The sequence below is a fragment of the Shewanella oncorhynchi genome, assembly GCF_030848765.1.
Lineage (GTDB): Bacteria > Pseudomonadota > Gammaproteobacteria > Enterobacterales > Shewanellaceae > Shewanella > Shewanella oncorhynchi.
In genome coordinates this window covers 1,377,279-1,390,444 of sequence record NZ_CP132914.1, presented here as the reverse complement: position 1 = coordinate 1,390,444, position 13,166 = coordinate 1,377,279, and the positions used below count along the sequence as shown (strand labels likewise).

14 protein-coding genes are annotated in these 13,166 nt (G+C 36.3%); all 14 read right to left on the bottom strand.

Annotation, left to right across the window (positions count from 1 at the left end; translation table 11 throughout):
• Nucleotides 1–12 precede the first annotated feature (12 nt).
• Complete coding sequence (locus RA178_RS06260) at nucleotides 13–540, bottom strand: hypothetical protein (RefSeq protein ID WP_306684950.1); 528 nt, start codon at nucleotides 538–540, stop codon at nucleotides 13–15.
• Nucleotides 541–566: 26 nt separating this feature from the next.
• Entirely contained in the window at nucleotides 567–2,384 is a 1,818-nt protein-coding gene (locus tag RA178_RS06255) for a terminase large subunit (protein ID WP_306684949.1), read from the bottom strand.
• Between the two features lie 31 nt (nucleotides 2,385–2,415).
• Nucleotides 2,416–3,207: a GIY-YIG nuclease family protein gene (locus RA178_RS06250; protein WP_306684948.1), complete on the bottom strand. Its 792-nt coding sequence runs from the start codon at nucleotides 3,205–3,207 to the stop codon at nucleotides 2,416–2,418.
• Between the two features lie 20 nt (nucleotides 3,208–3,227).
• Nucleotides 3,228–3,617: a P27 family phage terminase small subunit gene (locus tag RA178_RS06245; protein ID WP_306684947.1), complete on the bottom strand. Its 390-nt coding sequence runs from the start codon at nucleotides 3,615–3,617 to the stop codon at nucleotides 3,228–3,230.
• Between the two features lie 338 nt (nucleotides 3,618–3,955).
• Nucleotides 3,956–4,405 (bottom strand): HNH endonuclease, encoded by a 450-nt coding sequence (locus RA178_RS22140; RefSeq protein ID WP_371135014.1) that lies wholly within the window; start codon nucleotides 4,403–4,405, stop codon nucleotides 3,956–3,958.
• 1,691 nt (nucleotides 4,406–6,096) lie between these two features.
• Nucleotides 6,097–6,975: a DNA-directed RNA polymerase gene (locus RA178_RS06240; RefSeq protein ID WP_306684946.1), complete on the bottom strand. Its 879-nt coding sequence runs from the start codon at nucleotides 6,973–6,975 to the stop codon at nucleotides 6,097–6,099.
• A gap of 259 nt (nucleotides 6,976–7,234) precedes the next feature.
• Complete coding sequence (locus RA178_RS06235) at nucleotides 7,235–8,233, bottom strand: hypothetical protein (protein WP_306684945.1); 999 nt, start codon at nucleotides 8,231–8,233, stop codon at nucleotides 7,235–7,237.
• A 15-nt stretch (nucleotides 8,234–8,248) separates the two neighbouring features.
• Nucleotides 8,249–10,093 (bottom strand): hypothetical protein, encoded by a 1,845-nt coding sequence (locus RA178_RS06230; RefSeq protein WP_306684944.1) that lies wholly within the window; start codon nucleotides 10,091–10,093, stop codon nucleotides 8,249–8,251.
• An 18-nt stretch (nucleotides 10,094–10,111) separates the two neighbouring features.
• Nucleotides 10,112–10,678, bottom strand: a complete 567-nt coding sequence (locus RA178_RS06225) for a helix-turn-helix domain-containing protein (protein WP_306684943.1) — start codon at nucleotides 10,676–10,678, stop codon at nucleotides 10,112–10,114.
• Nucleotides 10,679–10,726: 48 nt separating this feature from the next.
• Nucleotides 10,727–10,876, bottom strand: coding sequence for a hypothetical protein (locus tag RA178_RS06220; protein ID WP_306684942.1), 150 nt, complete (start codon nucleotides 10,874–10,876; stop codon nucleotides 10,727–10,729).
• 177 nt (nucleotides 10,877–11,053) lie between these two features.
• Nucleotides 11,054–11,605 (bottom strand): hypothetical protein, encoded by a 552-nt coding sequence (locus tag RA178_RS06215; RefSeq protein WP_306684941.1) that lies wholly within the window; start codon nucleotides 11,603–11,605, stop codon nucleotides 11,054–11,056.
• Between the two features lie 246 nt (nucleotides 11,606–11,851).
• Nucleotides 11,852–12,346, bottom strand: a complete 495-nt coding sequence (locus RA178_RS06210; RefSeq protein ID WP_306684940.1) for a hypothetical protein — start codon at nucleotides 12,344–12,346, stop codon at nucleotides 11,852–11,854.
• Entirely contained in the window at nucleotides 12,321–12,548 is a 228-nt protein-coding gene (locus tag RA178_RS06205; RefSeq protein ID WP_306684939.1) for a hypothetical protein, read from the bottom strand. The genes RA178_RS06210 and RA178_RS06205 overlap by 26 nt, the downstream gene beginning before the upstream one ends.
• A 284-nt stretch (nucleotides 12,549–12,832) precedes the next feature.
• On the bottom strand, nucleotides 12,833–13,102 hold the full coding sequence (locus tag RA178_RS06200; protein WP_306684938.1) for a hypothetical protein: 270 nt from the start codon (nucleotides 13,100–13,102) through the stop codon (nucleotides 12,833–12,835).
• Nucleotides 13,103–13,166 lie beyond the last annotated feature (64 nt).

Here is a 13,166-nt window from a genome sequence, read left to right as displayed (position 1 = left end):
AGGACTCCTGTTTTAATGTTTAATAGTTGCCCTCTTCATAATGCCGTTTAAAACGTTCTCGTTAGAGGTTACAAATAAGCAAGAATCGAGGGAGTAGTTTTTATTACCCTCAACCTTAATATCTTTGTCTAATTGGTAGTTTCTATTGTTTAACCAAAGTTCATAGTTTGGGATTTTGGGTAAATCTTTATAGAAGTTTTGGAAGTTGTGCCATTCTTCGGAAACTGTACAATCTTTATAAGTAGGACTATAAGAATGGGTAATAGGACAATAACAACGTCTGAGCATGTTTGCCCATAGTTTGTATTCTCTTGTATCTGCAATAGCTTCACCAACACCAAGATAACCAACACCGTGAACAGAAGGTGAATAAGGATCTTTAACCTTATCCCTTCTAATGTTTGAAGAACGTGCTGTAGTTGTGTAGTTGGTATTTTGGAAGCGGATAAGAACAGAGTTTTTGTTTATGTATTCTATTACTTCAAGGTTTCCGTATTTTGTTTTGTGTATAGCTCCACTGAGCATGTCTAAAGGTATCAATAAACTTCTCCTGTGGAGCTTTGTTGTTATAACGTTCTAAAGTCCCTATGTTCATACACGGATTCTTTAGATTCTTTAAGGATTGTCTGAGATAGGCCAATTACAGTAGCAATGGCTATGTCAATCTTCTTACTATGGTCGGATTTGCTTCTAATAATACGTACATCACCTTGAGAACCTGTTTGAACCAAAGCGTTAGTAACGCACCATTCAAATAGATCTGAGTTGTATTTAAGCTTCTTAGATTTAACTAATGTTTGGAATAGAATTGCTGATTCAGACAAACCAAAACCTTGCTTAATAGCTACAGCTTCAATACCTTCTGATTCTTGTAAATCCCAAGAAAACTTAGTACCACCCGCAGCAGCATCAATAGATAACCCAAGAACGTTGAAATCTTTGTCAGCGTTAACAATGTCATTTTGAATATATTGTGTGTCTGTGATTTCAGAGGGGGTAAAGATTAATTCACCTTTCTTATGGGCTTCGTAGTAACGATCAACCATTGCAGGTTTTAAACCTTGTAGCACTGATTCAGGTAAATAGGATTTCTGAAAAACAGTAACTCCACCATCATCAGTAGGAAACAGGTACACCAAAGAGCTAAGGTCTGATACACCAGCTAGGTCTAAACCTAGATAGCAATTTTTACCTTTGAAATCTTCAATGTTTAATGTGTTCTCTTTACAACTGACTAAATCTGAATAATCAACTAAGTTGTCTTCATCGAAATCAACCCAGATATTTAGATGTTTTGTTAGGAAGTTAGCACGAGCTTTAGCGTTACGTTTTGCTTCTTCACAAGCAGCTTTAAGACCTTCTAAGGATACAGCGTGGTGTAGTGATGGATTAGCTTTAGCAAAGACAGATTCATCTTCCCAGTTGTCATAATCTTCCTTATCAACTGCATAAACTAAACTGAAGAACCTATCATTATTAATTATGTTTCTTGATACCTCAGAGGCATAATCAAACATCTCCTTACCATAACCTTGAGTGTTTACACCAGCGGTAGAGATAAGCAGCATTTGGGGGTTCTTGCTTGACTGCATACCAGTTGATAGAACATCTACAACAGCACTGCTAGGGTGAGCATGAATTTCATCACACAGTTGTAACCCTGAACCACGGATACCATCCAGAGACTCAGATTCGCGAGAAGCTACTATAATACTGCCTCCATTGGGGCAACGTATTTCATTACGTAGGACTTCAAAACGTTTTCTAATAGTTGGGGATGCGCTTTTAATCATTCTGGCAATGTCATCAAAAGCGAGCTTTGCTTGTTTGGCAACAGAAGCAGCACAAACACCAACAGGGCTACCGTTGTCATTGGTGAGCATGTTAGCAATCGACATAACAGCAGCTAAACAGGTTTTACTGTTACCGCGTGCTACGAAAGTACAACTTTTTATAAAACGCCTATCACCTCTTAAGGTTTCCCTTGCTTTGTCCGAATAGAAGAAGCCAAACACGTTAGCAAAGAAGAAAATATTCCATGGGAGCAGAAAATATTGTGTCCCCGCAATAGCGCCTTTTGGGTGTCTAAGAGAGTTTGCAATTAGAACAACCAAAGCTACTTCATCTTCATCCATTTCTAAATCTTCTCGATTCAAATCAAAGATGAAACGTTCAACTGCGCCAATCAAATCAGATGAAGCAGGGATGTTACCTGCAAGAACGTCATAAGCGTATTGATAAGCGCTTTCTACTCGTTGGCAATACTCACCTTGTATAGAAAACCCATGATCATCTTCTAAATCGGGTGAATGTTTACGGTAGTTGTATTGTTCTAGGTCTATACCTGTTAAATCGTAATACCGCCATTGATAGGGAGTATTCATAAGAAAGTCCTCCCTCAATGAATAGGTTAAGTTAGTTAGTCTTGAAATGTTCTACCATTGTTCGATAGTAAGCAGACGGATAGCCTAGATAAGTGGCTATGTGTTTAAAAGTGGGATATTTGGGTTTGTTGTTCTTAACCCAAACTTCGTAAAGTGGTTCATAGTAAAGCCAGTGCTCACCCTTTTGGGTTCTGTTAGCTCTACATTTAAAATCGTAAGGAACAGGTTTATAATTAGTACCTGCATCCTTAATAAAACAATCAACCATACGGACGTAGTTAACATCTGGGTAGGAAGCTTCAGAAGCGATTCTACGGAACCTTCCTGCTTTTGGCATACCTTCACTTACCCATAACTGATAAAGCTTGCTGTATTGATTCCAGTGCGCTCTACGACGTCCTATAATGGATGTTTTTAACCTAAGCTGTTCTTTCTTTAATGAGCATAGGTTTTTATTATATTCTTTGAGAGAATCGCTAATCTTCTTGCTTATCTCTTCCGTTGTGCTTGGTTGTATGTGGAACTGTCCACCAGATTTGATGTTTACGCATTTATCACCATAGGTTTTTCTAAGGTTTGCGATTAGTTCAATTTCAGCTTCAACCATTTCTTCTACAGAGTTGTGTTCACCCACCCAACGCATACTTACTAAATCTTTGCCATACTTCTTCATAAAACGTAGTATGTATAAACCAGAACCTTTATAAGGATCTTCGTTAGGGTTTTCGTAAGTGGATTTGTGTAGGCCACCATAAACAAGTGTGCCTTTTGTTGGGTGTGAGATAAGAGATAGATACGTGCGGTAATGACATTCCTTGTCCATTTTGATTAACTCCTTTTAGTCTAACGTTTTTCTGCCCTCTTCTTGAGAGCCATAGCAAGAGGATCATCCTCGGAATCTTTTTCCATAATCGCTTTGCTTAGTTGTGCTTTGGCTTTAGGGGTTAAAAGTAACTCACCTAAATAAGCCTTAATAGTTGTTTGGGCTTTCTCAGCAATAGTGTTAGCGGGGTTTGCTTTATTTGATATTCCGTAACTGTTTTCATTACGAATCAAAACACCATCCTCTTGAATTGATTTACGTGCTACTTCATACATAGCTACACAAGAGGCAAGCATAGCAATAACTTCATTTTCAGAAGGTTTTACTTCTCGTTCTTTTTCAATAATTGTTTTGTAGTGATTGAAGATTTCTAACTCTCTTGAAGTTAGTTCAATAGCGAATTTCATCATAGAAGCTCCTCAATGTATTTCTTTAATTCTTGTGCTGTTTCTATTGTGAGGTAGAGGACGCTACCATTAGTAGATTTAACAATAACTCTATCATTTTGTACGATAACGTTTTCAATCATTGGTTAGCCTCCTATGATAGTTGTTTAAGAACTCGCAGACGTGTTAGTTGACAATCTACAAAGTTAGAATCTTGGTCTAGAAGGGAAACACCTTCATTAGTAAATTTAACTCGATACATTAAACCTTGGTAGATAACGTAACGTTCTATGATTTCATGAGGGTTGATAATGTATTTGAAAGAACGACACTTACGCTTATAGTTCCAATCAGATATAGTTTTAAGTAGGTGTTTCACCTTGGTTTTGAATTTGTTTAACATCAGTAATCCACCTATTTAGTAAGTTCTTGTTTTCAGATCGTGGACTCCAATGATTTGTAAGCCACAAATAAATTTCTTGTTTATTATCCCACCTTATAAGTTGTCGCATTTTCATAGACTTTGTATGATGACAACTACAACAAACAGCAATAAGGTTATCAGGGTTAAGAGAATGTTCATCAGTTAGAACTAACTCGACCATGTGATCACAATCAACGGATAGTTCTTTGTTGCAGATTTCACATACAGGATATTGTTGCCTGTGTGATTTTGATAACCGAACCCAAGAGGCACGATTATAGAATTTGGATCGTTCTAGTGTTTGTTTACGTCTTGGTGTAAATCTATGTAGAGTACATCGGTGATTACCATCCCTTACGATAGTTCGGCAACCAGAGTGAGAGCACATCTTAGCTATCATAGTAAAATCTCCTAAGAAGTATTTCTTATTATTATTTTATTACTTATCTATTCTTATAAATAAGAAACCCCCAAACCCCCTTTTAAAGGAAATCTGTGTATCCCCTACACTATTGTACTGCGTTTCTCCAATTTACTATTTTGAGAAAATTTTAGTGTGTAATTATGATGAAAATGAAGGTATCTCCACTGATAAAGAAGAAGATTTACACTGAAGAAAACGTTCCTACATGCGAGGTCATTTAGACATTACACCTTTATCAACAATGCTTAGACAGTGTCCCTTTATCAATACTGCTAAGGAATATTCCTTAATAGAAGATCAAAAGCAAAAAGAACACTGAAAAGAGAAAGAGAAGAGATACATACTTCACCTTGGGAGGTCATAGATTTATGTGAACAGGAACGTGAACAGTGAGGTTATTCAACCTTTATCGGCCTATGGCCTGTGCCCAGATAGAAAAATCTACATTTCAGAAAAAAATAATTTATTCAGATTTGGTGTGAAAATGACTTGACGGTGGTTATGTGATTATGTGTCCAGATAGAAAAAACCTCCCCCCGTACCAATTTGAAGATTAATCAATCGCAGCACCTATGTCTGAGGGTGTGTAAAAGGGGATGTAGGCGACTCATAGGAAGTCAATGTGTGAAAAATAAATAACAGTTTGTAGGGTATGGTAAGGTATCCTCATTGAAAGGAATAGCACTGATAAGATTGTAACCATGTGGCAACCCATGTGGGAAACCATCTTCAGTGTATGTTCTTATCAGTGCTTGTGTTCACCTTTGGTAGCTAAGCTTTACTTGATCGTAGTTCTTTTATTAACTCATTATCGGGTATGTTTCCATGTGGGTATTTCTCCTTTAATCTATCCATTACAACTTTAAACCTTAACGTAGATAGTCGCTGTGATAAGGTTTGGTTTGGTTTGTATGAATCTCCATTTCGTTTGATTCGGCGTGAGCCGGTATTTATGCTTGTAGCATTTCGTCTTTTATTCATTTGTATTACTTCCTTTTAATGTATTTAGTTTTAAAGAGCAGGCAACAAGTTGCCGTCTAAGGCGCTTGCGCCTCTATTTAAGTGGTCGACAGACCACATTCGATGCAGGTGCTTTAACAGAAAACTGTATAGCTGATGTGGAAGGTCAACACCTTATTGCGGAATCGTGCTGATAAGTATTCCGTTGTTCAATAGTCCTAGGTGGGTTGTCATAATCGGGGTCAGAGGCGCACAGGCAATTTATTGCCGTCCTTTGCGCCGTCAGTGGCTGATGGTGTGGTTCGTAGAGAGTTGTTTTCTTTTCTCTCTTTTCTTTTATCTTTTCAGTGTTTCTTTTGTATAAGGTTTGTTCCTAGTGAAAATGTTCTGGGGATAACTACTGCTCGCTGTTGCTCATTCTGACACGTGTCCTAACGGCTATTGAGCGAGAAAAGCTAAATGTGTACAGGTGAAAAATTTTTTACATAATAGAGGTAAGTGAGGATACCCATAGATAGTTTGTGAACATAGATAAAAATTTTGCTATACACGTAAAAGTAAGGATACCCTTTGTTAGGGAATAGAAAAATAATAGAAGCTCTTCTAAAAAATTTATACGTGTGAGAATGAGGATACCCTTGTTATTGAATAGGTAAAAAGAAAGAGGTAATGAAACCTCTCTCTCTAATCTTGTTTTAACTGAAGGCGTATTCAGAGTTGAGAATTACCTTAGCTAGGTTGTCCTTAGCAACTGTTCCTTGGTATGGAATGTTTAGTAAGTTAATACCCGTACGTTTACGATAATCTTTTATCTCTTCTTCACAACCTACAGTTAGTTGGTTAGTGATGTTAGTTAGTACGTCTGCTTCTGCCACTTCAAGTAAGGTGAGGTTAACAGAAGAAGTTAGATCATCCAGATCATTAGGTTTAACTCCAAAACTATCATGAACCAATGCCATAGGCTTGTTTAATCTTAACTTGGTATTATGTAGTACGGCTGCATCAAGTGAGTGAATGCAAATGGGGGTAGCAGTTGTTGAAGTAGATTGAGCGTTAATCTCTTTAGTTCTTAGTTTAAGTTTAGTAGCTGTAACCTTCCCAAACACTCTGTAGTTTACTTTAACTTGTTCTGTTTTGTATTCTCTCACATTAACAGGGAAACCAGTAAGAGGGTTGTTATAAGCAATACCATCTCTTTTCTTAGCAACTAGGTTGAACAGTTTGTTTGACCAGTTAAGGTAGTTGTTAGAAGCAGGGAAAGTAATACCAACTTGTAAGTGAACTAAACGATAGAACATATTCTCTTCTTCTTTGGTGAACTCGTTAAGTAATTCAGGTGCAACTTCTAATAAAGTTTCTTTCACTGAATCAGATGTTGTTCTTAACTTGGCTCCATAATTCGCAACTAACATACTTGGAGATTTAAACACTTTACGTGAAAATGCTTCTGGGTATTTAGTAGCCTTAGCTAGTGCTGATTGGGCTGTTTGAAGTTTATCAAAGATTTCTTCTCTGTTTTGTTTGGCTGCTTTGAGTGCTTTAACTAAAGTTTTTAATAATTCGTTTTGATTCATGATGATGTTTCCTTGTTGTAGATTTTAGGACTAGGTTTCCCTAGCCCTTTGTTGATTAGATAGAGTCGATTAGATCAAGCAAATCTTGGTCTGTAAGTAGTGCTGCTTCTTCTGCATTTTTCTTCATAGCGTTAGCAGTAATCATGTAAGCATCTTCAAGTTTATCTTCTGTTGGGTTGATAACAGATGTAAGCTTTAATGATTGTTCGCAATGTTGTAGTAAGCCTTGGATTTGAATAGCTGAACTAGCAGCAAGTCTTTATTGGGCATCTAGTTTTAAATACTCTCTTATTTTGTTGGTCAGTGTGTTGATAGATTTTGTTGATACGTTTATCGTTTCTGTGTAACCGTCTGGAAAATCTTCTTTAGCAACAACACAAGTATCAAAGGTTTCAAAAGCGAATTTTTCAAGTAGTAGAGGGTATTCACCATTGTTGAACCTAGAAGAAGTAACAAGAGTTGGTTTGAATCGTGTTTTAGTTGATTGTGTATAAACTCTCTGTTCTACTCGATCCCTGTTAGTTACTCCGAACTTTAAGAATGTTTGGTTTCCGTCTGTCCATTCAACTATGTAGAAATGACCAGCTTTGTTTTTATCATAGCCATTTTGTTTACAATTAGGACAACCTCTTCCACCGATAAGATTACTCATACTTGCTTCCCATGTTCCATGTATAGGGCAGGATGCAATTAATTTTGTCCTATCTGTCTTATCTTTTCTTATATGTTCTGCAAAACCAAGCAAATCAAAATTCATATCTTTTGTAGCTTTAACAACTTCTTCAACCTTTTTGTGTATATCTGCTCTCGAGTGATTCCCAACTGACTCTCTATGGCAGCTTGGGCAGTTTGTTATTTTTTTGTTTAAGAAAGAATCAATTGTTGCTGTTTCCCAAAGTAAATTATGTTTGTTGCAAGTAACAGAACATTTAGTAGTCTTCTTTTTATAAGGTTCAGCCCAGCCATTAAAAGTTAGCCCATTTTCTTCACAAACCCTCTTAACTAAAACTTTGTATTGTTCTTCTGTCCATCGTGGAGCTTTAGAGCACCCACAAGGTTTGTATCCGTTTTGTAGATTACCAAGTGTAGTGTTGAAATAACCTTCTCCAAACATTTCAGAATCTTTAGAACAAGTTTCACAATACACTATATACTGCAAGGTTCTAGTTTGTGGTCTACGTGTGAACCCTATGAATTTGTAACCTTCATAATCTTCTTTCTCTACTTTGGTGTATTCACCGAAATCTTTTAAATCCATAATAACTCCTAAATCTTAAATACTATCTATTAAATCAAGTAAATCCTTATCTGTCAGTGTTACTGCTTGGTTGGCATTATCTTTCATTGCATTAGCAGTTAACATATAGGCATCTTCTAAACAACCTTTAGTAGGGTTAATAATTGAGGTTAACATCATTGACTGTTCACAGTGTTGTAATAAACCTTGGATAGCAATTGCACTACTACAAGCATCATAATAAGCAATTACTTTACTTTTATAGTTAGGGTTGGTAAGATGGTTGAAGTATTCAATAGCAAAGGAAATACCAGTGAAGATTTCATCTTTATCCAATAACTCTAAGAACTTGTTTGATTTGCGCAATACAAAATCAAAGATTAGTGATTGATTATCGTTGATAACTTTAATACGTTCAGATTTTAATTTCTTGGAGTAACCATCGAACATAGTTCCGAAACAGTATTTGAAGTTTTCAAAACCTTGTTCACTCATACGTTCAGCTTCATCGAAACTAACTAATGCTTTACAAAGATTGTTTCCTTGTGGGTGAAAATCAGAAGTGTAGTAATAAACACGATCATTAGCACCGACAAAGATAGGTAAGTAGATTGATTTGAAATCTTGATACTTAACAGCAATATCTAATGTGCGTCTGTTAGCTTGTGCTTTAGATACGCGAGATTGTGCATCTGTTACAGGAGCTTTAAGTTTTTCAATCTTCTTCTCTACAGAATCTGCTTTGGTTAACGCTTCTCTAATTTCCTTACTTAGTTCTTCTGAAACATCACCCTTTTCATATTGGTCTCTAAGTGTGTAGTAATCTTTCCAAGCTTCCTTTTCAACCTCTTTCAAAGCAATCAATTCATCTTTAATAGATTCAAAAGCAGCACTTAGTTTAACCTTCTCTTTTTGAATATCGTGAAAGAGATAATCTTTCAGTAGTTCAGGTTCTTCAAAGTTTAAACAATCAAGGAAAGTAAGTAAGTTAGTGTTGACACTATAACCTGTTTCTTGAATACTATTCTTTACTTGAAAGTAAGAAGGATTAGAAATAGAGTTGAAAACAACAGGGGAAGTATTAGAACCATAGAACCTTTTATGCAACTCTGAATCCACTGTAAGGTATCCACCATTCTTATCAAGTAAGTTCTTATGCTTAATAGGTTTAACTACCATAGGTTCAAAAGTATTTTGATTGCTTGCAACTTGTTCATCATACTTATCAACAATGTTCTGAGCTACTTCACTTGAGAACATAAGAACATTACCACGAGGTAAGTCATCAACATAAACTTCTTCTACGTTTGCTGCTTCTTCCACGTTTAACAGTGGGGATAGTTCAGCAACAGATCTAACAAACTCTAATGCACCAATAAACAAAGTGCTTTTATCTTCATAATCAACCTTATCCATTCTGTAAGTTTTTGTGATTGCCTTTTCCAATTCTTTAGTTATGTTTAAGATTGAAATAGGTTTACCAGAGAATAGAACAGTTACGATTTCATTAGCAGCTAAGAACGGAACAAGTTCATAAGGTTCAGTGGTGTAGTTAACTGCGTTAGGGTTCTGTTCAACAATATCGTTGTAAGCTTTGTTAACAGGGGCAATCAAGTTGTTCCAGATCGCTTTCTTCTTTGCTTTGGTGGTGATACCTTGTGTATAAGATTCTTCCCAGAAATCACGAGCAGTGATAAAGGTTTTGTTAAGTAGGTTATTGTAAGAAGGTTTGGAATCTGTTTGACCTTTACCTAGGTTAGCCATGAACTTGTTATAGGCTTTTTCTTTGTTCTCTTGTTCGATTTGTTGTTGGAGTTCAGTAAGAGTACAAGTAAGAGTGTTAGGGTTGATACGTAATTCTTGTTTTAATAGTGCAGTCATGATGATGTTTCCTTGTTGTTAGTATGGTAAGTTAGAAAATGATGAAATAGTTTGTGTTTGTGGTCTTCTGTCATACCTATCGTTTAATCTGGTTTGTGCTATTGCTGCGTAATCTATTTGAGGTTGTGATTCGTTCCAGCTTCTAAAATCTTGGTTAAGTGTTTCTACTACAATGTCCTGTATAACATCTTCAGGTTCAGGTAAGGTGTTTGTATCAACTTCAGTAGAAAATGTCTCAGAATCGTTCTCAGGGGTTTCTAGAGGTATTACAACAGTAACTTCCACTTCTTCTTGTTCTTGGATAGTTAAAGATTTAAAAGTGTAGATCACAGAGTTATCATATCTAGATTCTTTTTCTATGTAGCCCAAAGATACTAGCTTGTTAGTGATTGTAGATATGTCAGATTTCTTAGTTCCGCTTAACTCGCTTAAAGTTGCTAGTGATGGGTAACACTTCCATTGTCCTTCACTTAAACCAAAGAAGTGTGATAGATAGATAAACAAATTCTTTTCACGCTGGGTAAGGTTCAAAGCTTTAGCTGGGGTTCCTATAATAGTTTTAGTAATATCGAACTGGGTTTTCATAGTTTAGTATCCTTAGCCGCTAATGGGCTTGTTGGTTATTAGTGAGGGTTAATCTTGAGTTAAAAGCTCAACTAGATATTTGGTGATTGTCTGGCCTTCTGCTTCTGCCTTGGCAATTAGGTTCTCCATTGCTTCACCTTTCAGCTTGATAGTTACATAAGGTTGACCTTTGTATACTTTGGTTTCTTGTTGTTCCATAGTCTGTTCTCCGTTGTTTTGTTTCTCGTATATGATTTACAACCGATTTTCAAAAAACTTTCAAAATAATGAGGAGTTTTTTACGATATATTGAAAATAAATTGAAAATAGTTAAAAATAAGTAGGTTTTTACTAAGTGAGGGTATCTTAGATAGGGGAGTTTCACCCCTAAACTATTTACTTGCGAGCTATAGAAGAGTTCTCTGACGCTGTTAAGAAGCAGCATGTTTCTTTGCTGTAAACCTTCTTAGGTAGTTTCAAAGCAGCACACATAAGGTCTTTGTCAATCTCATAACGCTCTTCGTTTTCTAACCAATCGTCATAACCAATTAACCATTGGATGTCTTCACAGAAGTTTTGGAAGTTATGCCAATCAGTAGCAACAGTAACACCTTCGTAGGATTTGAACTCTTTAGGGCGGTTAGCTACTTGGTAGCAACGACGGATCATATTGTTCCACATGTGGTACTCACGTTCATGAGTTGCAGAGTTGTATTCACCTTCTCCCATGAAACCTACACCACAAACAGTAGGGTGTGTTGGATCTGAGGCAGTGCCAGCGTTAACACGATAAATGGTAGTAGTAGTTTCATAACCTGTATTGTGGAACTTAATCCAAACTTCACGCTTATCATAAAACTCAGTAATTGTAGCTTTACCGTGTTGTGTATCAATCTCAGTTCCGATTAAATGATGTGATGCATAAGGGCCATTAAAATATAAAGACATGATGTTTTACCTTGTGGATGAATTTCGTTGTTGTATACTTATTATTTACAACGGCAGACCCCCAAAAACTTACACTCAAAGAAAATAAATGTAGGTAGTGTTTAAACGCAATAGGAAGCATTTTGAGAAGGTTTGTACTTTTCACGTAGGGTATTACCTACTTTGGAAGTAAAGGCCACACAGAGCTTCTGAGAGGCCTTAGCGTTGATGTTTCATAAGGGTTTTAACTCATCCATAAGATTCTTTTTAAAGTTGTTCGATTTCCTTTATTTTGGTTCGAACTAAATCAGGAGTAATCCTATCTCCTTCAAAAACTGTTGCTAGTTTGTCCCTTGTTGCTGTGTAGTCGTACTTATCAACTATGTTTGCATTGAAGGGGTTTAAGTAATAACCGAAATCACGTTGGAGTAGATCAAAGGCTAGTGCTTGTTTGATAGTTCCAAAATGATAGAGGGCTTTAGCGAAATGTTTAGTTGTATCTTCACCTTCCCAATAGTAGAGAGGGTTGATCATACCTCTTGTATGTCCCTTACCTACTTTAACCATTTTAAGTAGTCCTAACTTCTTGAGTTTGTCGAACTGTCTTGTAATGGTTGTGTGAGAAGATATGTCCAATGTTTCAGCAATCCCCCTAACTCCTTGTAAGAAGCAGTTGTTCTCTTTGTTGAAGATAGTTGGATTGTTGAACATTGTGTTGTTTAGGTTAATTTGGTTTTCAGTTAAGCTTCCTTTCTGTGTCATTGCTCGATTCCTTTTCGATTTGTCCTATTACTTTGTTGTATTCCTTTGGGTATTGTTTTTGAAGGTATACTAACCTTTCAGATACTTTATTGTTTAAAGCTGTTAAAGATTCTATATTCTTTTGATGTGCTGCTTCTAGTTCATCAGCAAGCGTAGCGAATGGCATTAAGAACAGGATTACTGATAGTAGGTATTTATTCATTGTTAATTACTCCGCTACTGAATAGATGTTGTATAATCCAATACGTTGGACTGTAAGGTATCCCTTGTCGATTAGTTCAAGTAGACGATCACACACTGTTCTGCGATCCATTCCTGATAATTTGGCTAGGTCTTTTTGTGAACCGATGAAACCAGAGGCAATAAACGTGTATAGAATCTTTTGAGCCATTGTTAGGTTTTGATCTTGAAGGACTGACACAGGGATTGTAATTTCAGTGAAGTCTGTGTTGGTGGTGAATCGTGGCGTATTTCTTGACATAGTTATTACCCTCGTTGTGAAATAGTTGTGTTGCTTAGTTCATGTGGACTCATTCCCATAAGACAAGCTTTAAAGTTCTTTTTAGATTCCATCCAATCTTTTTTAAGTTGTTGGTAGTGTTTGGTTAGAATATCAAACTCTTCTAGTGTTAATTCATCTGTCATAAGATGGTTTAGCATCCGCTTCTTGTATAGGAAGGGTTCAGGATTAACTCTTTTGTAAAAGTTAGAAGATGTACATAGGTAGGTTTTAGTTAATTCTTCTAGTGTTCTCATTTAATCAATTCCTTTTGATGATACCTTTTAAACGCCATAGGAAGCATTCTAATAGGTTTTATTG